Source organism: Shewanella marisflavi (assembly GCF_002215585.1).
GTDB lineage: Bacteria > Pseudomonadota > Gammaproteobacteria > Enterobacterales > Shewanellaceae > Shewanella > Shewanella marisflavi.
The window spans coordinates 208,109-231,975 of record NZ_CP022272.1; the positions used below are offsets into that span (position 1 = coordinate 208,109).

At 49.4% G+C, this 23,867-nt stretch carries 24 protein-coding genes and 1 other RNA gene; 16 read left to right on the plus strand and 9 right to left on the minus strand.

Annotated features, from left to right (window positions below):
* Positions 1-20: 20 nt before the first annotated feature.
* A complete protein-coding gene (gene argH, locus CFF01_RS01040; RefSeq protein ID WP_033540428.1) occupies positions 21-1,382 on the plus strand; it encodes an argininosuccinate lyase in 1,362 nt (453 codons plus the stop codon).
* Positions 1,383-1,553: 171 nt separating this feature from the next.
* Here the strand turns inward: argH and CFF01_RS01045 are convergent, their stop codons facing one another.
* Positions 1,554-4,103 (minus strand): penicillin-binding protein 1A, encoded by a 2,550-nt coding sequence (locus CFF01_RS01045; protein ID WP_088903553.1) that lies wholly within the window; start codon positions 4,101-4,103, stop codon positions 1,554-1,556.
* A 184-nt stretch (positions 4,104-4,287) separates the two neighbouring features.
* Here CFF01_RS01045 and CFF01_RS01050 point away from each other — a divergent pair, with 184 nt between their 5' ends.
* The 9 genes from CFF01_RS01050 to CFF01_RS01090 all read left to right on the plus strand — a co-directional run bounded on the left by CFF01_RS01050 (position 4,288) and on the right by CFF01_RS01090 (position 13,314).
* The gene (locus CFF01_RS01050; protein ID WP_033540426.1) at positions 4,288-5,367 is read left to right on the plus strand and encodes a pilus assembly protein PilM; all 1,080 of its coding nucleotides are present in this window, start codon (positions 4,288-4,290) and stop codon (positions 5,365-5,367) included.
* On the plus strand, positions 5,355-5,942 hold the full coding sequence (locus CFF01_RS01055; protein WP_033540425.1) for a PilN domain-containing protein: 588 nt from the start codon (positions 5,355-5,357) through the stop codon (positions 5,940-5,942). The genes CFF01_RS01050 and CFF01_RS01055 overlap by 13 nt, the downstream gene beginning before the upstream one ends.
* Positions 5,939-6,562 (plus strand): type IV pilus inner membrane component PilO, encoded by a 624-nt coding sequence (locus tag CFF01_RS01060; protein ID WP_033540424.1) that lies wholly within the window; start codon positions 5,939-5,941, stop codon positions 6,560-6,562. Before CFF01_RS01055 ends, CFF01_RS01060 begins: the two co-directional genes overlap by 4 nt.
* Positions 6,559-7,074: a pilus assembly protein PilP gene (locus CFF01_RS01065; protein ID WP_033540423.1), complete on the plus strand. Its 516-nt coding sequence runs from the start codon at positions 6,559-6,561 to the stop codon at positions 7,072-7,074. The genes CFF01_RS01060 and CFF01_RS01065 overlap by 4 nt, the downstream gene beginning before the upstream one ends.
* Before the next feature lie 22 nt (positions 7,075-7,096).
* Positions 7,097-9,148 (plus strand): type IV pilus secretin PilQ, encoded by a 2,052-nt coding sequence (locus tag CFF01_RS01070; RefSeq protein WP_088903554.1) that lies wholly within the window; start codon positions 7,097-7,099, stop codon positions 9,146-9,148.
* 216 nt (positions 9,149-9,364) lie between these two features.
* Entirely contained in the window at positions 9,365-9,880 is a 516-nt protein-coding gene (gene aroK, locus CFF01_RS01075; protein WP_033540421.1) for a shikimate kinase AroK, read from the plus strand.
* A 15-nt stretch (positions 9,881-9,895) separates the two neighbouring features.
* Positions 9,896-10,972 (plus strand): 3-dehydroquinate synthase, encoded by a 1,077-nt coding sequence (aroB, locus tag CFF01_RS01080; protein WP_088903555.1) that lies wholly within the window; start codon positions 9,896-9,898, stop codon positions 10,970-10,972.
* A gap of 16 nt (positions 10,973-10,988) precedes the next feature.
* Positions 10,989-12,422 (plus strand): AAA family ATPase, encoded by a 1,434-nt coding sequence (locus tag CFF01_RS01085; RefSeq protein ID WP_088903556.1) that lies wholly within the window; start codon positions 10,989-10,991, stop codon positions 12,420-12,422.
* Between the two features lie 52 nt (positions 12,423-12,474).
* The gene (locus CFF01_RS01090; RefSeq protein ID WP_033540418.1) at positions 12,475-13,314 is read left to right on the plus strand and encodes a Dam family site-specific DNA-(adenine-N6)-methyltransferase; all 840 of its coding nucleotides are present in this window, start codon (positions 12,475-12,477) and stop codon (positions 13,312-13,314) included.
* Between the two features lie 105 nt (positions 13,315-13,419).
* On the opposite strand, the gene CFF01_RS01095 is transcribed toward CFF01_RS01090, so the two are convergent.
* Both CFF01_RS01095 and CFF01_RS01100 read right to left on the minus strand, forming a co-directional pair.
* On the minus strand, positions 13,420-13,593 hold the full coding sequence (locus CFF01_RS01095; RefSeq protein ID WP_033540417.1) for a DUF2970 domain-containing protein: 174 nt from the start codon (positions 13,591-13,593) through the stop codon (positions 13,420-13,422).
* Positions 13,594-13,601: 8 nt separating this feature from the next.
* The gene (locus CFF01_RS01100) at positions 13,602-13,946 is read right to left on the minus strand and encodes a hypothetical protein (protein ID WP_088903557.1); all 345 of its coding nucleotides are present in this window, start codon (positions 13,944-13,946) and stop codon (positions 13,602-13,604) included.
* Between the two features lie 211 nt (positions 13,947-14,157).
* Between CFF01_RS01100 and rpe the strand changes: the two genes are divergently transcribed.
* Genes rpe through trpS form a run of 3 tightly spaced genes read left to right on the plus strand, consistent with a single transcriptional unit; the run spans position 14,158 to position 16,535 of the window.
* Positions 14,158-14,832 (plus strand): ribulose-phosphate 3-epimerase, encoded by a 675-nt coding sequence (gene rpe, locus CFF01_RS01105; RefSeq protein WP_088903558.1) that lies wholly within the window; start codon positions 14,158-14,160, stop codon positions 14,830-14,832.
* A 2-nt stretch (positions 14,833-14,834) separates the two neighbouring features.
* Complete coding sequence (locus CFF01_RS01110) at positions 14,835-15,530, plus strand: phosphoglycolate phosphatase (RefSeq protein WP_088903559.1); 696 nt, start codon at positions 14,835-14,837, stop codon at positions 15,528-15,530.
* A gap of 6 nt (positions 15,531-15,536) precedes the next feature.
* Positions 15,537-16,535, plus strand: coding sequence for a tryptophan--tRNA ligase (gene trpS, locus CFF01_RS01115; RefSeq protein ID WP_011864028.1), 999 nt, complete (start codon positions 15,537-15,539; stop codon positions 16,533-16,535).
* A 68-nt stretch (positions 16,536-16,603) separates the two neighbouring features.
* On the opposite strand, the gene CFF01_RS01120 is transcribed toward trpS, so the two are convergent.
* Positions 16,604-17,482: a LysR substrate-binding domain-containing protein gene (locus CFF01_RS01120; protein ID WP_033540413.1), complete on the minus strand. Its 879-nt coding sequence runs from the start codon at positions 17,480-17,482 to the stop codon at positions 16,604-16,606.
* Positions 17,483-17,607: 125 nt separating this feature from the next.
* Here CFF01_RS01120 and CFF01_RS01125 point away from each other — a divergent pair, with 125 nt between their 5' ends.
* Positions 17,608-18,489 (plus strand): DMT family transporter, encoded by an 882-nt coding sequence (locus CFF01_RS01125; protein ID WP_088903560.1) that lies wholly within the window; start codon positions 17,608-17,610, stop codon positions 18,487-18,489.
* Positions 18,490-18,493: 4 nt separating this feature from the next.
* On the opposite strand, the gene CFF01_RS01130 is transcribed toward CFF01_RS01125, so the two are convergent.
* The 4 genes from CFF01_RS01130 to CFF01_RS01145 all read right to left on the minus strand — a co-directional run bounded on the left by CFF01_RS01130 (position 18,494) and on the right by CFF01_RS01145 (position 21,926).
* Complete coding sequence (locus CFF01_RS01130; protein WP_033540411.1) at positions 18,494-19,063, minus strand: BON domain-containing protein; 570 nt, start codon at positions 19,061-19,063, stop codon at positions 18,494-18,496.
* Positions 19,060-19,653, minus strand: a complete 594-nt coding sequence (locus CFF01_RS01135) for a phosphoheptose isomerase (RefSeq protein WP_033540410.1) — start codon at positions 19,651-19,653, stop codon at positions 19,060-19,062. Before CFF01_RS01135 ends, CFF01_RS01130 begins: the two co-directional genes overlap by 4 nt.
* Before the next feature lie 66 nt (positions 19,654-19,719).
* Entirely contained in the window at positions 19,720-20,064 is a 345-nt protein-coding gene (locus tag CFF01_RS01140) for a YraN family protein (protein WP_088903561.1), read from the minus strand.
* The gene (locus tag CFF01_RS01145) at positions 20,061-21,926 is read right to left on the minus strand and encodes a penicillin-binding protein activator (protein WP_088903562.1); all 1,866 of its coding nucleotides are present in this window, start codon (positions 21,924-21,926) and stop codon (positions 20,061-20,063) included. The genes CFF01_RS01140 and CFF01_RS01145 overlap by 4 nt, the downstream gene beginning before the upstream one ends.
* 88 nt (positions 21,927-22,014) lie before the next feature.
* Here CFF01_RS01145 and rsmI point away from each other — a divergent pair, with 88 nt between their 5' ends.
* Both rsmI and rnpB read left to right on the plus strand, forming a co-directional pair.
* Positions 22,015-22,857, plus strand: coding sequence for a 16S rRNA (cytidine(1402)-2'-O)-methyltransferase (rsmI, locus tag CFF01_RS01150; protein ID WP_088903563.1), 843 nt, complete (start codon positions 22,015-22,017; stop codon positions 22,855-22,857).
* Positions 22,858-22,936: 79 nt separating this feature from the next.
* Positions 22,937-23,282: RNase P RNA component class A (rnpB, locus tag CFF01_RS01155), an RNA gene on the plus strand.
* A 95-nt stretch (positions 23,283-23,377) separates the two neighbouring features.
* Here the strand turns inward: rnpB and CFF01_RS01160 are convergent.
* On the minus strand, positions 23,378-23,851 hold the full coding sequence (locus CFF01_RS01160; protein WP_088903564.1) for a hypothetical protein: 474 nt from the start codon (positions 23,849-23,851) through the stop codon (positions 23,378-23,380).
* Positions 23,852-23,867: the final 16 nt, after the last annotated feature.

Consider the following 23,867-nt stretch of genomic DNA (forward strand, 5'->3'; position numbering starts at 1 on the left):
TTATTTAAGAGGATAGTAAGATGGCGTTATGGGGCGGCAGATTTAGCCAAGAAAGCAGCACATTGTTTAAACTTTTCAATGACTCATTGCCGGTCGACTATCGTCTGGTAGAAGAAGATATTATCGGCTCTATTGCCTGGGCCGATGCCATCACAGGGGTAGGGATTCTCACCCAGGAAGAATGCCAGTCACTTAAGCAGGCGTTACAAGATTTACTCGATGAAGTAAAAGATCAGCCTGAGACGATTTTAGCCTCGGGTGCCGAAGACATTCATAGCTTTGTCGAACAAGCCTTGATTGCCAAAGTAGGGGATCTGGGTAAGAAGTTACATACAGGCCGCTCGCGTAACGATCAGGTGGCGACCGATCTTAAGCTCTGGTGCAAGAAGGAAGGCCAAGCCTTGCTTGAGCTGCTGGCACAGTTAAAGGCAGCCTTGCTGTCGCTTGCTGAGCGTGAGCTGGATGCTGTGATGCCTGGCTATACCCATCTGCAGCGGGCGCAGCCTGTAGCCTTCGGTCACTGGTGTCTGGCCTATGTGGAGATGTTTGAGCGTGATATTAGCCGTCTGCAAGATTGTTTACAGCGTCTCGATACTTGTCCGCTGGGCACAGGTGCGCTGGCCGGTACCGCATATCCGATGGACAGACATGCGTTGGCCAAGTCGCTGGGATTTGCCTCGCCAACCCTTAACAGCCTAGATACAGTGTCAGATAGAGATCACGTGATTGAGCTATGCTCAGACGCTGCAATCAGTATGATGCACCTTAGCCGTATGGCCGAAGATCTTATCTTCTTCAACAGTGGCGAGGCGGGCTTTATCGAGCTGGACGATCAGGTTACTTCGGGCTCATCGCTGATGCCGCAGAAGAAAAACCCAGATGCACTTGAGCTGATCCGGGGGAAGACGGGTCGGGTATATGGCAGCCTGATGGGTATTCTGACGACCATGAAGGCGTTGCCACTGGCCTATAACAAGGATATGCAGGAAGACAAAGAGGGCTTGTTTGACGTGATGGACAGCTGGTCTATCTGTCTGGAGATGGCGGCTCTGGTGCTATCAGGCCTTAAGGTGAACAGAGAGAATACCCTGTCGGCCGCCCAACAAGGATATGCCAATGCCACAGAACTGGCCGATTACCTAGTCGCGAAAGGCATGCCATTTAGAGAGGCGCATCATGTAGTGGGTGAGGTGGTGGTCGAAGCGATTGCACAGAAAAAGCCTATCGAAGACTTTGAGTTATCTAGCCTGCAGGCGTTCGCTGGTGTCATCCAAGAAGATGTTTATCAATGTCTGACGATCGACTCTTGTTTAGCGAAACGTGAGGCCTTGGGCGGCACGTCACTCACTCAGGTGAAGGCTGCGCTCGCATCGAAAAGCTAAATTAGATAATTCCAGCCATATCAATCGATTAAAAAACCTGCAGTCGCAGGTTTTTTTACGTCTAAAGTTTTATAAGCTCCAAAAAATTGGCGCTATAAATTCACTGAAAAATGGCTTGAAGCTAGTGAAATGTACTGGGCTGGTGGCGAGTGACACCAGCCCATCTGAAGGTTATTGGAAGAGATCTTCCACCGAATCATCGATAAAGATATCTTCTTGAGTCTGTGCCTCGGTAGCGAACTCTTTGGGTTCGGTTCCCTGAATGAAGTACTCGAACTTACTCGTGTGATCTGTTTTGCGGCTCAGTTTACCAGTGGCCAGATCGATACGAGCCGATACTATGCCTTCCGGTGGTGGAGACGGCAGTTCAGGCGTGCCTTCGAGGGCATGTTTCATAAACTCGTTCCAACCAGGACCGGCCGTCTTGGCACCAGCTTCGGCGCCCGAGATCTGATCTTTCGCGCCATTGGTATTCCAAGCGGTGCGGCCTAGCTCAATACTATGATCATCGAATCCGACCCAGACAGTGGTCGCGAGTGTCGGTGTGTAGCCGCTGAACCAGGTGTCCTTCGATTCATTGGTGGTACCTGTCTTACCCGCGATATCGCGGCGGTTAACGACACGCGCAGCGCGCCAGGCCGTCCCGTTCCAGCCAGTACCTTTACTCCAGTCGCCGCCACCCCAGATAACACTCTTAAGGGCTTCGGTGATCAAGAAAGCGGTCTGTTCGCTGATGATCTGCGGTGCATGGCGTGCCGTGCTGGGGCAGTTAGGATCCTCTGTCGCGGTAACGTCCTGGCTAGGCAGTTCTTGGGCCATAGCGGCGAAAGGATCGTTTGGCTGAGCCTCCTGCGGCTCTGGCAATTCCGGGGTACAGGCTAACGTTGGGTTGGCCTGCTCTACAGTTTGCTCGTAGGCATTATCGATATGATCAATAAAATAAGGTTCTACCCGGTAGCCACCGTTAGCGAATACCGAGAAGGCAGTAACTACCTGTAGTGGAGTCACAGAAGGTGAGCCCAGTGCCAGTGATTCGTTTTGCGGCAAGTCTTCACGATCGAAACCGAATTTGACTAAGGTATCGATGGCACTCTCCAGTCCGGTATAACGCATGGCACGTACCGACATCACGTTGATCGATTGCGCTAGGCCAACTCGCAGGCGTGTCGGCCCCGTGTATTTGTCGGGCGAGTTTTTAGGTCGCCATGCCGTCCCCTGACGTATGTCAGCATTGTTGATAGGCGCGTTATTGATCAGTGTGGCTAGGGTATAGCCTTTTTCGAGTGCACCCGTATAGATGAAAGGTTTGATGTTAGAGCCCAATTGGCGCTTAGCTTGGGTGACACGGTTGTATTGACTGGTGTGGAAGCTGTAGCCGCCTACGAGTGTCCTGATGGCGCCGTTATGAGGATCTAAGGAGACGATTGCGCTAGCCACCTCTGGTATCTGTGAAAGCTGCCAGATGTTACCGTTGTTTCTGATCCAGATCTGTTCGCCAACCTTTAGGATTTCGTCGGCTGTCTTAGGGGCCTTGCCTTGACGCTTATTGGTGATGAACTTGCGTGCCCATTTGATCCCTTCCCATTCAAGGGTAATGGTTTCGCCTTTATCATTGATGACCTTAACACTCTGTTCGGCGATCTCCATCACCGCAGCTGGCTCTAGCCCCTGGAAGCTTTTGGTCTGTTTAAGCTGTTCGATGATCTGGGCTTGAACGGGTTGGCTCTTATCGCCAGTCTCGCTCTCCCACAACACCTTAGTCGGCCCGCGGTAGCCGTGGCGCTCGTCATAGGCATAGACATTATTACGTAAGGCTTCTTGGGCCAGCAGCTGCAGGCGAGAATCGATGGTGGTATAGACGTTATACCCGCCGGTATAAGCTTCTTCTTCGCCGAGCGTTTCAACCAGATAGTCACGAGCCATCTCGGAAATATAAGGAGCGTATAGCTCAACCTCGGCTCCATGGTATTTGGCCGTGATCGGTGCTTGAATGGCGGCTTGATACTCTTCCTGAGTGATATTTTCCTTCTCCAGCATACGGCTGAGTACCCAGTTACGACGATTCATCGCACGGGCTGGATTACGAATAGGGTTCGCCGCAGATGGGGCCTGTGGAAGACCGGCAATCATGGCCATTTCGGGCAGGGTAAGCTCTTCGAGCTCCTTACCATAATAGACCTGTGCAGCAGCACCTACACCGTAGGCGCGATTACCTAAAAATGAGCGGTTGAGATAGAGGGTTAAGATCTCTTTCTTGCTTAGGGCTTTTTCTATCTTAAGCGCTAAAAAGATCTCTTTGATCTTACGTATGTAGGTTTTTTCTCTAGATAGGAAGAAGCCGCGAGCAACCTGCTGGGTGATGGTACTCGCCCCCTGGCTCTTCTTACCTGTAGTGGCCAAAATAAAGGCTGCACGTATGATCCCTATAGGATCGATACCTTTATGTTCGAAGAAGCGGGCATCTTCTGTGTCGAGTACCGCATTAATTAACTGTTGCGGTACCTGTTCATATTCGACGGGAATGCGGCGTTTTTCTCCAAATTGTGAGATTAGTTTGCCATCAGCGCTGTAAATTCGTAATGGAGTCTGTAACTTTACGGTTTTAAGGGTGGTAACATCGGGAAGATCCGGTAGTACATAAAAATAGGCCGCAGCAATTGCACCTATTCCCAAAAGGGCTAGGCTAAATAGAGCGATGGTAATTCGTTTAAACCACTTCACCAGATTATTCCAATAAATTTAGCAGGCACAATAGTATATAAGGCGAGCAGCTATTGGTGAAGCAAAAATGGTTGTCAAAAAAATGGCAATTGTAAAAGTTACAAACATTTTGTACAAATATCTATAACGAGTTGATTTTGTGCTAATCTAATTCCAGAAACTATAACAAAAGTGATGATGGACTATGCTTTCAAATTTATGGAAGCGTCAGGCTCCGCAGATGGTGGGCATCGATATCGGTTCCCACGAGATAAAAGCAATACTGCTGAGTAAGACTGCTGATGGTTTTAAAATTTTGAGTCACGCAGCGGCACCGGTGAAGAAAGGTGCCGTTAACGATCATGAAATAAGAGATACTGATGCAGTTTTGGAGTCATTAAGGCTCATCAAACGCTCTTTGCCTAAGAGTGTAAAATACGCGGCGGCGGCAGTATCAGGATCGGCGGTGATGACCAAGGTGATCTACATGGATGCTTCGCTTAGCGAAGAGGAGATGGAAACTCAAATCGAGATTGAGGCCGACAACCTTATCCCCTATTCACTCGATGAAGTCAGCATAGATTTTGAAACGCTCAGTGTTAACAGTGCCGACCCTTCCAAGGTTGATGTGCTGCTGAGTGCATGCCGAACTGAAAACATCGATGCCAGAGTCGACAGCTTAGATGACATTAATCTCGAAGCGAAAGTGATTGATGTTGAAGGCTATGCACTGGGACGTTCTTTTGAGTTGGTCGCGGCGCAGTTACCCGATGGTGCCGAAAATAAGGTGGTTGCCCTGGTGGATATCGGTGCCAACATGACCACCTTTGCCGTGGTGGAGAAAGGTGAAACCACCTTTATTCGAGAACAGGCCTTTGGCGGCGAACAGTTTACCCAGTCGATCTTATCTTTCTACGGAATGTCCCATGAGCAAGCTGAGAAGGCTAAGCTCGAAGGGGACCTTCCTCGCAACTATATGTTTGAGGTGCTTTCACCTTTCCAAACGCAACTGCTTCAGCAGATCAAGCGAACCTTGCAGATTTACTGCACTTCGAGTGGTAAAGATAAGGTGGATCATATCGTCTTGTGTGGCGGCACCTCTAAGTTGGAGGGGATGGCGAACCTTCTGACTAATGAACTGGGTGTGCATACTATCATTGCCGATCCTTTCTTAGGCTGCCTGCATGCAGATGAAGACGTGAAGACGCAATTACAGCCCAATATTAATAAATACATGGTCGCGTGTGGATTGGCGCTGAGGAGTTACTCTCAATGGCGAACATAAACCTATTACCCTGGCGTGAAGAAGCGAGAGAAAAACAAAAGCGTGACTATCTGGGGATATTGGCCGCAGTTTTTATCGGTGCTTCATTAGTCGTTTATTTAGCCTTAATGGTTATTGATATGATGACCGAAGAGCAAAGAGGCAGAAATGCTTATTTGCAGGGTGAAATTCAACTACTAGAAAAACAAATTGCCGAAATTAAAAAGATCCGCGAGCGCAAGAAAGATATCGAACGCCGCACAGAAATCATATTAAACCTACAGCAGGCACGAAATTTACCGACTCATGTATTAGATGAGTTGGTGCGTATTGTGCCACCAGGAATATATCTTTCTAGCATAGAAAAGAAGGGTAGCCTGCTGTGGATCCAAGGGCGCAGCGAATCCAATAACAATGTCGCTAATATGATGCGTAAAGTAGAGGCCTCCATGTGGCTGCATGATCCTAGTATGCAGTCGATTGTTGCTCAAAACGATGAGATGCGTCAGCTTCAGCGCTTCAGTTTAAGGGTGTCTATCGGTGAAGAAAATGCAGACGATGCTGATGCTAAAGCAACACAAGGAGCGAGCAAATGAAACTCGATCTGAGTGACTTTAATGATATCGATTTTGAGAATATTGGTGGTTGGCCAACTAAGGTTAAGGTCGTCTTTGCTTCCTTCCTGGCCATTATTATTTTCATCGCGGGTTATTTTCTTTTTGTCTCGGACTCCATAGATACGCTGAAGCGAGAACAAGCTCAAGAAGTGACCTTGAGGGATGATTTTAAAGCTAAATATCAATTAGCAGCTAACCTTAAGCTATACAGGGAGCAGTTGGCTGTAATGGAAGTTCAGTTTGCCGAGCTGCTAAAGATGCTGCCTTCGCAGAATGAGATGCCGGGCTTATTGGATGATGTGACCTTTGTTGCCACTGATTCGGGGCTGGGGATTCAGAGTCTGGAGTGGCAAGAAGAGATACAGCGTGATTTCTATATTGAATTTCCGATCAGTATGTCGGTGACAGGTGAGTACCATGAGATGGGGCATCTGGTGAGTGGCGTGGCGAAACTTCCGCGTATCGTGAGTCTGCATGACTTTGTGATTAAGCGCAGTGATAGTGGTGAGTTGGCTATGGAGATTCTGGCTAAGACCTATCGCTTCAAAGAGGGAGCCCAGGTACCACAAGATAACGCGGCTAAGGGGGCGAAAAAATGAAGAAGCTTCCTCTGTTGCTCATTGGTTTGATGATGACAGGTTGTATGGGGGATCGCAGCGATCTCGAGGCATTTGTGACGACGACAAAGGCTCAGCATGTTGCACATGTTCCACCATTGAAAGAACCGCCTAAATTTGAGCATTTTGCTTATCAAGCCGAGTTGATGCGTAGTCCTTTCGTGCCGCCTTCAAGAGAATTGACCGAAGAGGTCATTGATACGACGAAAGATTGTCTTCAGCCTGACTTGAAACGACGCAAGGGTCGCTTGGAAACTTATGCGTTGGATAACTTAAAGATGCGTGGCACTTTAAGTGAAGATAAAAATGTTTGGGCATTGATTGAGACCAATGATGGCAGCGTATATCGTTTGGGTGTAGGTGAGTACGTAGGTTTGTATCACGGGCGAATTGCTAAAGTTACACAGCAAATGGTCGAAATAATTGAATTAATTCCAGATGGAACAGGTTGCTGGGCTGAAAGATTAAGCAACATGGAACTAACTGGTGAATAACAAAGCGAAGGATGAGGGAATAATGGAATCTTCTGCCGCGAAAAGCGTTTTATTAAAAAAGTCGCCTCTATTTAAAGTGGCCTTCGGCTTAGCTTTATTACTGGGTGTGGCGCCGTATTCTTCTGCTGCGAACCGTTTGATAGACGTCAAATACCATTCGATAGTCGATCATCAGTTAGAGTTACAATTGGTGTTTGAAGAGGCGGTGACGGAGCCAGAGATCAATCTCAATGCCTCTCCGGCACAGATCGTCCTTGGATTTGACGACAGCTTATCTGGATTGGAAAAAGATATCTTGCCGATCAATAACGTGGGCGTGAAGTCTCTGTCCACTTTGCAGGAAAGCGAGCAACTTAAGGTGCTGGTGGACTTGGCAAAGGTGAAGGCTTATCAAGGTAAGGTGCAGGGTAATACTTATCGCCTGACCATTAATGACGAGGTTGCCAGTCGCAGCGATACAGCATCGAATCCTTTCGTCAACGGCATTAAAAATATCGATTTTCACCGCACCGCAGATGGTGGGGGTGAGTTGTTGGTTAAGTTGAATAATTCATCTGTTGCGGCAAATGTGCAGCAAGTGGGTGCGAAACTCGAGCTTAAGCTATACAACACGGATATTGGCTCTGATCTTCTTTATGTCATGGATGTGCAAGACTTCGCGACACCAGTGAAGAGCTTCGAGACCTTTAAGGATGACCTGACTGCTCGCTTATTGATGGATATCTCAGGTCAGTATGATTACAACTACAAGCAGGAAGGCAACCTGTTCAGACTGAATGTTCGCAAGGCTGAGCGCGCTACTGTCGTCAAGGAAGAAAAGAAATATGAGGGACGTTCGCTTTCATTGAATTTCCAAAGTATTTCCGTGCGCACCGTGTTGCAGATCATCGCAGACTATAACGATTTCAACCTAGTGACCAGTGATACGGTTGAAGGGGACATCACCCTGAGATTGGACGATGTACCTTGGGATCAGGCGCTTGATCTGATCCTACAAACCAAAGGCCTGGATAAGCGCATTGAAGGCAATATTCTGATGGTAGCACCGGCCGAAGAGATTGCTATTCGTGAGAGCCAAGAGCTTAAAAACCAACAAGAAGTGAAGGAGCTTGCGCCGCTCTATTCTGAGTACCTGCAGATCAACTATGCCAAGGCGACCGATATTGCCGAGTTGTTGAAAGGTGATGACGCCAGTTTGCTGTCGGCCCGAGGCACAGTTGCCGTCGACGACAGAACCAATACCCTGTTGGTGAAAGATACAGAAGAGAGCCTGGAAAATATTCACCGTTTGGTGGAAGTATTGGATATTCCAATTCGTCAGGTATTGATTGAATCTCGCATGGTGACGGTGAAAGACGACGTCTCAGAAGATTTAGGTATTAAATGGGGTGTCACCGATCAGCAAGGTAGCAAGGGGACTTCTGGTAGTCTGGAAGGGGCTAACGATATCGCGAACGGCATAGTGCCGGATATTGGCGATCGCCTGAATGTTAATTTACCTGCGGCCGTAGCTAATCCAACCAGCATTGCTTTCCATGTGGCCAAGTTAGCCGATGGTACTTTGCTGGATCTTGAGCTGAGCGCATTGGAGCAAGAAAGTAAGGGTGAGATTATCGCGAGTCCACGCATTACGACCTCTAACCAGAAGGCTGCTTATATCGAACAAGGTGTGGAGATCCCTTATGTAGAGTCGGCATCGAGTGGTGCGGCGACGGTTCAGTTCAAAAAGGCGGTGCTATCGCTACGAGTCACGCCTCAGATCACTCCGGACAATCGTGTAATTCTGGACCTTGAGATCACACAAGATTCTCAAGGTAAGACGGTTGATACACCACTTGGTCAGGCGGTATCTATCGATACCCAGCGCATTGGTACGCAAGTACTTGTTGATCATGGCGAGACTATTGTGCTCGGCGGTATCTACCAGCAACAGTTAATCAACCGTGTAAGTAAGGTACCTGTGCTGGGTGATATTCCTTTCTTGGGTTATCTGTTTAGAAACACCACAGATAAGAATGAGCGCCAAGAGCTGTTGATCTTCGTGACACCTAAGATTATCTCTGAAGATATCTAGTTCGTAATTCAACCTAGTGTAAAAGCCAGCAATTAAACGCTGGCTTTTTTGTGCCTGAGTCTAATTTCACAGAATTTACTCACCCTACTTGCCTTTAAGGTGAGTTAGCTGAGATAATCCGTGGTCAAGTCTCATTAGAGCAAGGTAACATTTAAGGTCGGCCTGATTTTTTGGCTGGCATAGGCAAACTTCCATATAAGATTCAGACGTAAAACAATGGCTGAAAAACGTAATATTTTCCTAGTAGGTCCTATGGGGGCTGGTAAAAGCACTATAGGCCGTCATCTGGCGCAGATGCTTCATTTAGAGTTCCACGATTCAGATCAAGAGATTGAAAACCGTACTGGTGCTGATATCGCGTGGGTATTTGATGTTGAGGGCGAAGAAGGTTTTCGTCGTCGCGAAACACAAGTTGTCGCCGACTTAACTGAAAAACAAGGTATTGTTTTAGCAACTGGCGGTGGTTCAATTCAGAGTAAAGATATTCGAAATAACTTATCTGCTCGTGGCATCGTGGTCTATCTGGAAACCACTATCGACAAGCAAGTTGCGCGTACACAGCGTGATAAGCGTCGTCCACTACTTCAGGTTGATGATCCTAGGGAAGTGCTAGAGAAGCTTGCCGAGATCCGTAATCCTCTTTACGAAGAGATTGCCGATGTGATCGTTAAAACTGACGAGCAAAGCGCAAAAGTTGTAGCAAATCAGATTATTGAACAATTAGGCTTCTAAACATTAGGCGGTAGAATGGAACGGATTCAGGTTGAACTTGGTGTACGCAGTTACCCTATCTTAATTGGCCAGAATCTCCTCGAAAATAGCGAACATTTTGCTAGCTATCTTCAAGGCAAAAAAATTCTTATCGTAACTAATGACACAATAGCGCCTCTGTACCTAAACAAGGTACAGGCGCTATTAGCTTCCTTCCAATGTGCAGATCCTGTCATCCTGCCCGATGGCGAACAATACAAGACACTGTCGCAGATGGATGCGATTTTTACCTCACTGCTAGCGCAGAACATGGGGCGTGACTCTGTATTGATAGCTTTAGGTGGTGGCGTAATTGGTGATATGACTGGTTTCGCGGCCGCCTGTTATCAGCGGGGTGTCGATTTTATCCAGATCCCTACTACCTTGCTGTCACAGGTGGACTCTTCGGTCGGTGGCAAGACGGCCGTCAATCATCCTATGGGCAAGAACATGATAGGCGCCTTTTATCAGCCCAAGATGGTTGCTATAGATACCGCCTGTCTCCATACCCTACCCGCTAGAGAATTTGCCGCCGGTATGGCCGAGGTGATTAAGTACGGCATTATCTGGGACGGTGGGTTTTTTACTTGGTTAGAACAGAATGTGCAGGCGCTAAAAGCACTAGACGAGCAGGCTCTGACCTACGCGATTGCTCAATGCTGTCAAATCAAAGCCGATGTCGTCGCTCAGGATGAAACTGAGCTGGGGGTGCGCGCCTTGTTGAATCTGGGACACACCTTTGGCCACGCTATCGAAGCTGAGATGGGGTACGGTGTCTGGTTACATGGAGAAGCCGTAGCTGCTGGCACAGTACTTGCTGCACAAACTGCATCTAAGATGGGATTGGTGGATGAGTCAATTGTTTGTCGAATTACGCAGATATTCGAGGCATTTGATCTTCCTACTCAAGCTCCTGAGACGATGAACTTTGATCAGTTCATGAAGCATATGCGGCGTGACAAAAAAGTACTGCAGGGCAAACTCAGACTCGTACTGCCAAAGGCGATAGGCCAGGCAGAAGTGTATGGCGATGTTTCCGAGTCCCTTCTACAAGAGGTCATTAGCCGCGCCTAGTTTGTGTGGTGATTAAGTGACTTTTCAAACAGCTATCCTTTTACCTAGTCAGGAATCCTTGCTGCATCGATTGCAGCATGTGGTTTTGTATGGGCAACAGCTGACGGTGTTAACCGGTGATGCTGGCTCGGGCAAGACGACGCTGACAACTGCACTTGTGGATGCGCTGGACGAAGTGAGTTCGGCGTTAGTGGTCTGTCCGCAACATGTGGATAGCGCCGAGATCCGCCGTAAGATCTTAGTGCAGTTACTCACAGAGCCTCTGTTTGACGATGAGGTGCCGCTTCCTGAAACCTTATTACGTCTGGTTGACGCCTTACCATCGCACAGTCATATCGTGCTCGACGATGCCCATTACCTTCCGCTGGAGCTATGGGCCGAGTGCATAGTGCTGAGCCAATTAACCTTACCCGGCAAACAGCTTTCATTAACGCTCACCACCCCGGTGGAATATTTTAATCAGATCTTGGCGCAGTTACCTGACTCGCAGCGTCTTTTGCTACTCCCTATGGCTATAGCACCGCTGACTGAGGCTGAGCGCGAAGGCCTCTATTACAGCTTGTTGCATCGTAGTGAAGAAACGCCTTTCACCCCTAGAGAGATAGTGAAAGAGCAATTATTGAAGCAACAAGGCATGCCAGCAGAGGTCGTTAGCCTGCTTTACTTGGCATTACATGGCGATCCCCATGAAACTTCTCAGCGCTCCTGGCAACGAAATGTCTTTATCTGTGTTTGTTTCACACTGTTGTTGCTGGGGAGTTATTGGATGTTCGCCGAATCTGATGAGGCCAGCATTATCCCCTCGCAACAGACTGTATCGGCGGTGCGCGCCAGCGAGTTTAACCAGGCTTATGGCAAGCATCTACTGAGTGGTTATTTCGCCGCTAAGAGTCGGGTTGCATCGGTTGAAGCGACTGAGCCGATAGAAACTGATACCGCTTTGCAGCAGGAGTCCAAGACGGTAAGCGAGATCCCTGAGCCGCCCTCGGAGGAGATTATCGCTGCTGAAGAGTTAGTGGATCAAGTGGTGGAGCCAGCTACGGAGCAAGCCTTGGCGTTTAATGAAGAGAGTGAGAGCCGGGTCAATGAGCGTGTCGAAACATTTGCCGTTACGCCACCGGCTGAACCCCAAGAAGCATTAAAGTCAGCCCTGTCATCGCCAGAGGCCGAGCATCCTCAGGGGTTTACCTTGCAGTTAGCCACGGTGAAAAATATCGATTCTCTTAAACAGACTATCGCTAAGTTACCCGATGCCAATCAGGTGCAGATTGCGCGCTATAAGGCTTATTGGGTTTTGCTCTATGGACAATATGCGGATAGGGAGCAGGGTAAACAGGCGGCGCTGAACCTTTCCCAGCAAGCGCAATTGCCTTCACCTTGGGTGAGAGCCTGGGCAGATTTATCTGGCTATCAGTTGCAACAAGGGTCTGCGAGCAGTGAAATTCATTAATAAACAGAGTACAATCGGCAACTTGTTTTCATTGTGCATTCAATCGATTTAGATGATTAAAAAACAGAGAGCCTTCTTAAAATGGGCTGGCGGAAAATTTAAACTGGTTGATGCGCTCACCCAGCACCTTCCTGAAGGCGACAGATTGGTTGAACCCTTTGTTGGCGCCGGTTCGGTATTTCTCAATACGCAGTATAAGCGTTATCTGTTGTGCGACATTAATCAGGATTTGATCAACCTCTATCAGATAGTGCAGACCACGCCTGAGAAATATATCCGAGCGGCGAAGGCGATGTTTATCGACGCTAAAAACGATAAAGAAGCCTATTACCTGGTGCGCAGTGAATTCAATCAGACTAGCGATCCCTTCCTACGCTCAGTTTACTTTCTCTATATGAATCGTCATGGATTCAATGGCCTATGTCGCTACAACTCCAAGGGCGGCTTCAATGTGCCTTTTGGATCTTACAAGAAGCCCTATTTTCCTGAAGAGGAGATTAAGGCGTTTGCCGAGAAAGCCCAGGCCGCTGAATTTAGATGTATCGGCTATGAGCAGGCCTTTGATATGACAGAGGCGGGCGATGTGGTCTATTGCGATCCGCCATATGCGCCACTGTCTACCACTGCCAGTTTTACCACCTATGTAGGGGCTGGCTTTAGTCTGGATGATCAAGCGCTGCTGGCACGTAAGGCGCGTCACACGGCGATCGACAGAGGGATCCCTGTGCTCATCAGCAATCATGATATTCCCTTGACCCGCGAGCTTTATCACGGGGCACGTTTCGATAAAATTCAGGTGCAGCGCAACATCAGCCAGAATGGCAATGGCCGTAAGAAGGTTGATGAGTTGATGGCCCTGTACGATGACAGATACCACAGCGAAAACGACTAAGCCTTTAGCTAAGCGGTTAACTAAGTCTTTAGCTAAGTGATTAATTAAGCCCTTAGCTAAGTGATTAATTAAGTCTTTAGCGACCCAGTTAACTGAGTTTTTGTACTAGGCCAGTACCAGTTTTACGACAAAAATCAGCGAAGCGACCAAGGCGATAGCCAAGAGTATTCCCATGATAATAAAGGGAACCGGTGAGCGAGACTGAAAGTCGCGGGCGCGATTTTGCTCGGTTTGCACACCAAAAAAGGCGGCTAGGGTGCTCAGAAAGAGTTGCAGCAAAAGCCTGCCTAGAGGTGTTGATTGCTGGTGGGAGTGACATCATCCATAGGGCTATCTTGGTGCCCATGGAGAAGTTCTAGCAGATCGACAAAGTGAAGCTGACTAGAGCGGCTCTTACCTGTTAGCCAATTTCCCCAACTGACATTTTCAGCCTGCTGGGCACAGCGGTTGTTTGGATGGCTTGCGGGAAGAGAGGTGTTATAGCTGGCGCTTCCATCGCATACACAGGCGGTTGCAGACGAGTTATTTGTGAGACTTTGCACTCCTATTGCAGTAAAGCCGACTACGGCGGCAGTCACCGTAAACACGGTTGCCGATTTCATCTTGGCTGAAGGTTTGGCCTTATCTCTCATCTCTACATCCTGTGAACATGAAAACCCCTAATCAGCGCATTATAGCAAAGGCGTTTATATTTTGAACATAATTTTTAGGTGCCCATTCAGCAAGGCAGTGAAAATTACTCAATTCTGAGCCAGAACACGTTTAATCCAGTATCGGCTATAGAGGCAGGGTCAGGCTATAAGGTAGAATAGCGTAATTCTTATTCAGCTTAGCGAGTTTATCATGCGCCCATTTCTTATTGCTCCATCTATCTTATCTGCAGATTTCGCCCGTCTTGGGGAAGATGTTGAAGCCGTGCTTAACGCCGGTGCCGATGTGGTTCACTTCGATGTGATGGATAATCATTATGTACCTAACCTGACCATAGGTCCTATGGTGTGTAAGGCGCTGCGAGACTATGGCGTTACCGCCGAGATCGACGTGCATCTTATGGTGAAGCCTGTTGATCGCATCATTCCTGATTTTGTTGAAGCCGGTGCGTCGATTATTACCTTTCACCCAGAAGCGTCAGAGCATATCGACCGTACCCTACAGCTAATCAAAGAAGCAGGTTGTAAGGCGGGCTTGGTGTTTAATCCTGCAACGTCACTGTACTATCTGGATCATGTGATGGATAAGCTGGACGTGATTCTGCTGATGTCAGTTAACCCAGGATTTGGTGGCCAATCCTTTATCCCATCGACCCTGGATAAGTTACGTCAGGTGCGCGAGCGTATCGATGCCAGTGGTTTCGATATCCGCCTAGAAGTAGACGGTGGTGTTAAGGTTGATAACATTGCCGAAATCGCGGCGGCGGGTGCCGACATGTTCGTAGCCGGATCAGCGATTTTCAATAAGCCGGATTATAAAGCGGTGATCGATGAGATGCGCAGTGAACTGGCTAAGGTTGATGCTTAAGTATGAAAGCGCAATCTATTAAGGCAATCGCCTTCGATCTTGATGGCACGCTAATCGACAGCGTCCCCGATCTGGCGGCCGCCACCCAAGATATGTTGGCCGAATTAAACTTGCCCCTGTGCAATGAACAACAGGTGCGCAGTTGGGTCGGTAACGGCGCGGCCAAGTTGGTTGAACGCGCACTGACCTTCGCCCGCGGCGAGTCAGTGACTCAGGCCGATATCGACGATGCAATGCCATTGTTTAGCAAGCATTACGAAGCTAACTTGCAACAGCATAGCAGACTCTATGATGGCGTGAAGCCGGTTTTAGAGCAGTTGGCTGAGCAGGGATACCAACTGGCGGTTGTGACCAACAAACCGTATCGTTTCACCGTGCCTCTGTTAGCGGCATTTGGTATAGACCACCTGTTTCATGAGGTATTGGGCGGCGACTCGTTAGCCAAGATGAAGCCAGATCCACTCCCCCTTAATCATCTTAAGCAGCAATGGCAGCTCAACGATGAGCAGCTTTTGATGGTGGGCGACTCTCGAAACGATATTTTAGCGGCGAAAGCGGCGGGTATTTCTTCGATCGGCTTGACCTATGGGTACAACTACGGTGAAGATATTGGGCTCAGCGGCCCAACCGCCGTATGTGACACATTTAAAGAAGTATTGGCGCAGATAACAGACAGCCAAATTGTATTGGAGCAATAAAACATTATGACTAAACCTATTGTGCTTAGCGGTGCCCAACCGTCAGGTGAATTGACCATTGGTAATTACATGGGTGCACTACGTCAGTGGGTTGCGATGCAAGATAGTCATGATTGCCTATATTGTGTGGTCGATCTGCATGCCATTACTGTACGTCAAGATCCGCAGAAACTGCGTGATGCCTGCTTGGATACTCTGGCCTTATACCTGGCCTGTGGTGTCGATCCTAAGAAGAGCACTGTGTTTATCCAGTCTCAGGTGCCTCAGCACACTCAGCTGGGCTGGGCGCTGAACTGCTATACCCAGATGGGTGAGCTAAGCCGCATGACCCAGTTTAAGGATAAGTCACAAAAGCATGCTAACAATATCAACGTCGGCCTGTTTGGCTATCCGGTATTGATGGCGGCGGATATCCTGCTGTACCAGGCTAATGAGATCCCTGTGGGTCAAGATCAGAAGCAACACCTTGAACTGACGCGTGATATTGCGACTCGCTTCAATAATGCCTATGGCGAAACCTTTACCATTCCTGAGCCATTTATTCCTGAGCTGGGTGCCAAGGTGATGTCGCTGCAGGATCCTCTGAAGAAGATGTCTAAGTCTGACGACAACCGTAACAATGTGATTGGCCTGCTGGAAGATCCAAAGGCGGTGATGAAGAAGCTGAAGAAGGCGATGACAGATAGCGACGAGCCGCCTGTGGTGCGTTTCGATGTCGAGAACAAGCCAGGGGTTTCTAACCTGCTGAGCCTGATGTCGGGCGTCACAGGCCAGAGCATTGCAAGTTTGGAGGCTGAGTTCGAAGGTAAGATGTACGGTCATCTAAAGGTCGCTGCTGGTGAGGCGGTTGTGGGTATGCTTGAGCCGCTGCAAGAGCGTTTCAAGGAATACAGAGCCGATCAGAGCTTCCTTAATCAGGTGATGCATGAAGGCGCAGAAAAGGCCCAGGCCCGCGCCGAAGTCACCCTGAAGAAGGTCTACGAAAAGATAGGTCTCCTGCTCTAATCTAACAGATTGAAAAGCCGGCATTAGCCGGCTTTTTTTATGCTTACCTGATATCCGTGGTGAAGTATTTACTCGTGCTGCTGGGTTAGCCAGTTCACAAAGGCAGCGATGGCGGGTTCCTGGAGACGCCGCTGTTTACAGAGAAAATTGAACTCAAAGCCGGTATCTATGCTGGCAAAGGGCAGGGCTACCAGGCGCTGTTTGGCGATATCATCCAGTACCATGAAGTCAGATGCCAAGGCTACACCTTGACCAGCGATAGCCGCCTCAATTGCCATTAGTACATGACTAAAGAGCTGTTGTTGGCTCTCCTCAGGATCTGCGAGTTGGTTATGTTCAAACCAACGCTGCCAATCCAAGCCAAGTGGCCCCTCGTCGACAGTCAGTAACTGCTGTTTCATTAACCAGTCGAGATCCAGCTTGTCACCGCTGCCGATCAATTCAGGACTGCAGACAGGGATCAAGCGCTCGGCGTGCAGTAGTTGCTGCCAGTAGCCCTTCTGATCTTGCTGGCCCGTGATAAACATATCGGCACTGCTGTGGGACAAGACAGGGTCTTCGGTGATCATATCCAGCCGCACCTGAATGCCCGGATATAGACGGCGAAACTCGCTGAGTCTGGGGATCAACCACTTCACCGCAAAAGAGCTGTAGACCGCCAGCCGCAGCGCCTCGGGTTTCTCACCCAGCAGGGTTTGATTCAGCTCTGCCAATTCGTTAAAAATTCGCGCGGTTTCCTGGTAGAGCTGCTCACCCTTGTCGGTGAGTCGTAGACTACGCCCCTCGCGTTTAAACAGAGACAATGAAAAGTGTTCTTCCAACAGACGAACCTGATGAGACACCGCGCTCTGGGTAATACACAGCTCCTGCGCGGCACGGGAAAAGTGCTGTAGGCGCGCCGCGGCCTCGAACACCTGCAGCGCTCTCAGTGGTGGGATCTTTCTCATTTCAGGTCTCTATTGGTTCTCTCTAAGTATGAATTTAATTCATCTAAGATAAGAAATCATCATTTTAGCTACAGTATCTTGCTCGTTATCATGCTGCCAGATAAGTCTTGATGATGGAGCCTGCAATGCAGCGCAATTTGATGTTGGGCCTAGGGCTCTTGTTGCTAGGTAATGTATTCACTGCTCTTTATGATGTGTCGATCAAGTGGCTGCCAGCCCAGAGTGATGCGGCGATGTTTCTCTTGCTGCGTCAAGTGACGGCAATCTTGATGATGCTGCCGCTATGGTTTTATGCCGGGCGGCCGAGAACGGCTTTTTTGAAACTGCATATGATGCGGGCCAATAGTGGCGCCGTTGGTGGACTGCTGTTGATCCTCGGGCTGCTCTCTTTGCCGCTGGCGACCGTTAGCTCGCTGTTTTATTCGGCGCCCTTAATGATCATCGTCATGGGAATGTTATTCCTCAAAGAGCGGCTCAGTGGTCATCAGATCTTAGCCACTGTGTTGGGCTTCATCGGTATTTTGGTTATCTTGCGCCCGAGCGAGATGAATCTGGCGGCGCTGGCCGTTTTGGTGTCGGCCATCGTCTTTGCCGCTAACCAGTTAATGCTAAGGTGGCTGCCCAGCAGCGAAGCAGCCAGCGTCACAGTGATCAGCTATAACCTCTTGAGTTTGCCTTTGGTGCTCATGTTTGTTGCTTGGCAGGGATTTGTGGGGTTTAGTTGGCCAGTGTTAGGAATAGCTCTGCTAAGCAACAGTTTTTTATTGGCTTACCAACTTTTTAGCGTATTGGCCTATCGTAAGGCTCAGGCGGGTGAAATCGCGGTTGCCGAATACAGTGGTCTGCTGTTCTGTGTCTTGTTTGGTTGGCTATGGTTTGATGAGTGGCTAGATCCCATGGGCTGGCTAGGTGCCGCCCTGATCGTACTGCCTACCTTAATATTGCCGAGCCTGAGTAGAAGGTGGCGAAAATTCAGAGGGCTTGAAGTGGTGCGCGAGCAGACCTAGCAGGTTAACTGCTAGGTGTATCAAAGACCTTAATCACTTTTCGCACCCCGGCCGTGTTGCGGGCGATATCTACCGCCAGAGCGGCCTGATCTCGGCTAACGACTCCCAAGAGGAAGACCTCGCCGTTTTCGGTGATCACCTTAATGCGAGTAACATCTAACTCTTTGTCGTTGAGCATCCGTGTCTTCACCTTGGTAGTGATCCAGGTGTCGTTGCTTCGAGTGGTGAAGGAGGTTGGATTGCCGATGCGGATCTGATTGTGGATCTTGCCGCCCAGATTCAGTTTCTGAACAGTGTTGACCGCCTTGTCCCGCAGCATGGAGCTGGGGGCCTGGCCTATCATGAGCACATTGCCATTCATCGCGACCCCGGTGATATTAGTTTGATTCTTAATATCTTCGTGGGCCGCCAAAGCACTGGCGATTTTAAAGTCGGCGTTGGTGTCATCCAGCTGAGTCGAGAAGCTGCGTTCATCATTGACCATCATGGCCCCGCCCACTGCGCCGACCATAATGGCCCCGGCGCAGCCTTGTAACATCAAGAGAACAGCTAGGGTTGGGAGCAGAGCTCTCATGCCTGATCGTCCTGTGGGAATAGAGTACGGTCGATGTTGTCGCATAGGCAGTGGATCACTAAGAGATGCACTTCCTGAATACGCGCTGTAACGTTTGAAGGCACGCGTACCTCGACATCGTTCACGCCCATCAAACCGGCCATGGCGCCACCGTCTTTACCCGTGAGGGCAACTATGGTCATATCACGGCTCAGCGCCGCTTCCATCGCTTTGATAACGTTACCAGAGTTACCACTGGTGGATATCGCCAGCAGAATATCGCCAGGTTGTCCCAGGGCTAAAATCTGCTTAGAGAAGATCTCGTCGTAGCTATAGTCGTTACCAATAGCGGTGATGGTCGAAGTGTCCGTTGTTAGTGCGATAGCCGGCAGTGGCGGGCGCTCTATCTCATAGCGGTTTAGCAGCTCGGCCGAAAAGTGTTGTGCATCGCCAGCACTACCACCATTACCACAGGCCAAGATCTTGTTGCCGCCCAGTAGGCATTGCACCATCATCTCGGCTGCTTTTTCGATTGATTCAGGCAGGGCTTCTGCTGCATCGATCTTGGTTTGGATAGAATGGGTAAAGCTATCTTTAATACGTTCTAACATGGAATTATCCTTCAAAAATAAATCTGTTTAACAAGCCTTTACTTGCGTTGTGGCGGCTATCGATCACTAAAATGCATTGGTGATCCACTGAATGTCATTGCCATCTATGGCCACGAGATCGAAGCGGCACTGGGCATCTATCTGTTTGAGTTGCATATAATGGCTCGCCGCGCGGTTAAGCCTGGCTATTTTGCCTCGGCTGACTGCCTGTATTGCTCCGCCAAATTGTTTCGATTGGCGGTATTTTACCTCAATAAAAATCCATTTTTGACCTTCGCGCATTATGAGGTCTATTTCACCAAATGGGTAGCGTACGTTACGTTCGACCAGCGTGAGCCCCTGTTGTTCCAAATAGGCCAGGGCGTTGTCTTCTGCCTGCTGGCCTCTGGTGAGGTGCTCTGCATCCGTCATAGGGGCTTCAAATTGCCTCTTTGGTAACGGCCCCAACTTAGCTGACGGTTGATTGTACCATCGGGCAGGACAGAGAGCAGGCCGCTGCGACCCGAATACTGATAACCCGGTAGAGCACGCATCTGCGCCAGCTTACTCACCAGTTGCAGGGCATCGAATCCCATCACATAGAGGCGCTTCTGGCTATTGCCCCAGCTTGGCCATAGACGAGCGACCTCGGCAGTTTCGGCGTTAGTCTCGATAAGCCAGGGAATATCACTGATGGTCAGGTTGTTCAGCTCCTGAGCGGCGGCGCGCGATTGGCTCTCTAAACGGCTGCGGCTGGTGGTGTACAGTGGTACTGGCTCGGCAAATACACTGAAGTTCACGTCGATAAAAGGCTTGAGTAGCTGCAAATCCTGGCTGCTGGCGATCATATAGATGGCATCGATATCACGGCGAGATCTAAAGTCGGCCTCTATCTTATTGCCCAGCAGAGCCTTGATACGGGCGATCCGCTCTTTACTGTCGATAACGCCCAGCGACTTCTGCACCGTCACCTTCATCTGATCGCCGCGATCGTAATAGTGAATCTCGGCCTCTTCCTGAGTGAGTGCCTGCCACTTAGTGTTGAAGGCCTCGGCCATGCGACGACCAACGCTGTCGTTACTGGCAAGCAGCAGTGGCTTTTCGACACCGTCATTATAGAGTTTCTGCGCGGCATCTAGGGCTTCATCTGTAGGAGATAGCGCAAAGAAGAACTGGTCATTGGTGGCGACAACATCGTCCACATGATTGAGAAACAGCTGTGGCACCTTAACCTGTTGTAGCGTTGGCTGCGCGGCCCCATCGGCCGACTGGCTCGCGGCTGCCTCAGCTTTTAATAGCGTTTCGACCTCAGATTGCAGTAAGGGGCCTATGATGAAGTCGGCGCCGGCGGCTATCGCTTGCTGCTGAGCGACTTCTGCGCCCTGGGCTGAATCGAAAAAGTTGACCGATACTGTATCGTCTGGATTGGTCAGATAGCTAGAGATGATCCCCTGCTTGACCGTATCGGCAATGGCTGCCCTTGGCCCGGTAAGTGGCAGCAGCACAGCAATATTCTTAGGTTTGTATGGCTTGGTATTTAACGCGCGCTCCAGATCCGTCGGTAGTTTCTTGGCACCAGGGTGACCAGGGTTATCCTGTTGCCAGTTACCCAATTGCTGCACTAATAGCTGGGGGTCTATGGCATAATGTTTAGCGATATAGGCCAGCTGCAACCACCCGGTAAACACTGGGTTGCTGTTATCTTGGCTGAAGGCCAGTAGTGTCTGTTCATGCAGGGGCTGCAAAATGCGCCAAATGTCATCGTTGACCTGATTCGCCTCGGCACTCGGCAGATAAGCGCTCAGCAGGCTGAGCTCTTTCGCTTGCTCTATCGGTTGCTTGGTATATTGATAGAGGCGCGCTTTTAGTTGATGGTAAGAGACCATCTGCCAGTTGGCGAGTCGCCACTGGCTCGGGTAATCGAGTTGTGCTAAGGCATCATCATAGGTGGAGGTTAACTCCAGCACTCTGGCGGTTAAGTATTTGTGTTCGGCCAATATCTCGGGCTTGCTACCCAGATTCGGCTTAATGGCGGTCAGGGTTTTGCTTGCATTGTTTGTATCACCCTGATTAATAAAGGCGTGAGCCGCCAGCAGCATCAAACGGTTTTTCTGTTCAGGTGTCGAGGCCTGGCTGGCGTCGCTCAGGTATTGCGCCGGGCTTAGGGTGACATTCACCAAAGAGACTTGGGTGCTGGGTGCTTTTTTGGGCGCTGGTGATGTGGCACAACCGAATAATACAGTGGCCAACACAGCGGCGGAGATAAATTTAGTTGTATTCAGTCTTTTTAACACAGGACTTCACTCTGGTAAGATGCTGGCTGTAGTTTAACCTTCTCTTACGCCTGACGAAAGTCTTGTGACAATCATTACAGAGGTAGATATGGACCTGTCGGTCGCACTTTACATAGTTCCTACTCCAATTGGTAATCTTGGAGACATCAGCAGCCGCGCCTTAGAGGTTTTAAAACAGGTTTCCCTTATCGCCTGCGAGGACACACGTCATAGCGGTAAGTTATTGAGCCATTTCGGGATCGAGACTCGTAAAACGGCGCTGCATGATCATAACGAGCGCGATAGGGCTCAGGGGATCATTCAAAAGCTGGCTAATGGTGAATCGGTCGCCTTGATCTCGGATGCGGGTACGCCGCTGATCTCCGACCCAGGTTATCATCTGGTGTCTCAGGTACGAGAGGCGGGTTTTAACGTCGTTCCCTTGCCGGGTCCCTGCGCGGCCATCACAGCGCTGAGCGCCTCGGGTTTGCCCTCAGACCGTTTCTCTTTTGAAGGCTTTCTGCCCGCTAAAGAGAAGGGACGCATCGATAAATTGACCGAGCTAAAAGAAGATCCCCGCACGTTGATTTTCTACGAGTCGCCGCATCGCATCGTCCACAGCTTGACCTCTATCGTCGCGACGCTGGGTGAAGATCGTCAGGTAGTGATGGCCCGAGAAGTCACCAAGACTTTCGAGACCTTCCTCTCTGGCCCCGCAGCCGAAGTGCTGGCGACAGTGATTGCCGATGCCAATCAGCAAAAAGGCGAAATTGTACTCATGTGTCATGGCTACCGAACCGATGAGGATGCTGGCGTGCCTGCCCAAGCTCTTGAGACACTTAAGCTCTTGAGTCAGGAGCTGCCGCTTAAGAAGGCATCGGCACTTGCGGCGCAGATCCATGGATTAAAGAAGAATGCCCTGTATAAGTTGGGTCTTGAGCTGGATCTCTAATCCTTAGCTATCTTGGTCGCCGCTTGGCTTGCGGCAATATAAGGTGGTGCGCCGCACGGCATTAGGCTATAATCCGCGCCGAGTTGGCCAGACAGTTGCTGCGTTCGCAAGAACGGGGAGGAAAGTCCGGGCTTCAAAGAGCAGGGTACCAGGTAACGCCTGGGCGGTGTGAACCGACGACAAGTGCAGCAGAGAGAAGACCGCCAATCTTAGGATTGGTAAGGGTGAAAGGGTGCGGTAAGAGCGCACCGTGCGGCTGGTAACAGTCCGTAGCAAGGTAAACTCTACCCGAAGCAAGACCAAATAGGGTTCCGTATGGCGTGGCTCGCGTTGGAACCGGGTAGGTCGCTTGAGCCTGTGAGCGATTGCAGGCCTAGATGAATAACTGTCCACGACAGGACCCGGCTTATCGGCCAACTCAACCTCTTTAGATAAAAAGCCTCACAGCGATGTGAGGCTTTTTATTTTTACATCTGTATGCGGTTAATTTCATTTCAATATTTTAAGAGTGTTGGCTGCATTAGCACATATTCCCCATATTCCCCATATTCCTTGTCTGCTTTTTTTGATTTTGTCGCTGTTTTTCAAGCTGATGCATCGCATTGATTATTAGTTGGGCTTTTGTTTTGGCTTCCTTGCTTACCTGTGATTCAGTTTCTTCTTTAGCATGGATCTTATTGGCTAGGGCTTTAGAAATTGAAAGAATTAATTGCTCTGCTTGTGAGAGTGATTGATGTTCAACCTCTTTAACAAAAAGCAGGGTAAAACATTGATATAAGCAATCGAATACTTGCTCAAGGCTGAGCGAGTATGAGTCATCTTCTGGCTTAGAGGGAAGCTCGCACATAGCAGCAATTAAGTTACATACAGTGTTATAACTGGTCGCGCCAACAAACAGCTCTGTAATTGTCTCTTCTTGTTGAAGAAACCTCTGTAGCTGGTGGGAAAACTCTGCTTTTTCCCACTGATGCTGTATTGAGCGTATCACTCCCATGTTGTTTCTCTTTTGA

Excerpts from the sequence above, each read along its gene's own strand:
- argH (WP_033540428.1), top strand. The coding sequence starts at position 21 with ATGGCGTTATGGGGCGGCAGATTTAGCCAAGAAAGCAGCACATTGTTT.
- CFF01_RS01050 (WP_033540426.1), top strand. The coding sequence starts at position 4,288 with ATGCTTTCAAATTTATGGAAGCGTCAGGCTCCGCAGATGGTGGGCATC.
- CFF01_RS01055 (WP_033540425.1), top strand. The coding sequence starts at position 5,355 with ATGGCGAACATAAACCTATTACCCTGGCGTGAAGAAGCGAGAGAAAAA.
- CFF01_RS01060 (WP_033540424.1), top strand. The coding sequence starts at position 5,939 with ATGAAACTCGATCTGAGTGACTTTAATGATATCGATTTTGAGAATATT.
- CFF01_RS01065 (WP_033540423.1), top strand. The coding sequence starts at position 6,559 with ATGAAGAAGCTTCCTCTGTTGCTCATTGGTTTGATGATGACAGGTTGT.
- CFF01_RS01070 (WP_088903554.1), top strand. The coding sequence starts at position 7,097 with ATGGAATCTTCTGCCGCGAAAAGCGTTTTATTAAAAAAGTCGCCTCTA.
- aroK (WP_033540421.1), top strand. The coding sequence starts at position 9,365 with ATGGCTGAAAAACGTAATATTTTCCTAGTAGGTCCTATGGGGGCTGGT.
- aroB (WP_088903555.1), top strand. The coding sequence starts at position 9,896 with ATGGAACGGATTCAGGTTGAACTTGGTGTACGCAGTTACCCTATCTTA.
- CFF01_RS01090 (WP_033540418.1), top strand. The coding sequence starts at position 12,475 with ATGATTAAAAAACAGAGAGCCTTCTTAAAATGGGCTGGCGGAAAATTT.
- CFF01_RS01100 (WP_088903557.1), bottom strand. The coding sequence starts at position 13,946 with ATGAGAGATAAGGCCAAACCTTCAGCCAAGATGAAATCGGCAACCGTG.
- rpe (WP_088903558.1), top strand. The coding sequence starts at position 14,158 with ATGCGCCCATTTCTTATTGCTCCATCTATCTTATCTGCAGATTTCGCC.
- CFF01_RS01110 (WP_088903559.1), top strand. The coding sequence starts at position 14,835 with ATGAAAGCGCAATCTATTAAGGCAATCGCCTTCGATCTTGATGGCACG.
- trpS (WP_011864028.1), top strand. The coding sequence starts at position 15,537 with ATGACTAAACCTATTGTGCTTAGCGGTGCCCAACCGTCAGGTGAATTG.
- CFF01_RS01120 (WP_033540413.1), bottom strand. The coding sequence starts at position 17,482 with ATGAGAAAGATCCCACCACTGAGAGCGCTGCAGGTGTTCGAGGCCGCG.
- CFF01_RS01125 (WP_088903560.1), top strand. The coding sequence starts at position 17,608 with ATGCAGCGCAATTTGATGTTGGGCCTAGGGCTCTTGTTGCTAGGTAAT.
- CFF01_RS01130 (WP_033540411.1), bottom strand. The coding sequence starts at position 19,063 with ATGAGAGCTCTGCTCCCAACCCTAGCTGTTCTCTTGATGTTACAAGGC.
- CFF01_RS01135 (WP_033540410.1), bottom strand. The coding sequence starts at position 19,653 with ATGTTAGAACGTATTAAAGATAGCTTTACCCATTCTATCCAAACCAAG.
- CFF01_RS01140 (WP_088903561.1), bottom strand. The coding sequence starts at position 20,064 with ATGACGGATGCAGAGCACCTCACCAGAGGCCAGCAGGCAGAAGACAAC.
- rsmI (WP_088903563.1), top strand. The coding sequence starts at position 22,015 with ATGGACCTGTCGGTCGCACTTTACATAGTTCCTACTCCAATTGGTAAT.
- CFF01_RS01160 (WP_088903564.1), bottom strand. The coding sequence starts at position 23,851 with ATGGGAGTGATACGCTCAATACAGCATCAGTGGGAAAAAGCAGAGTTT.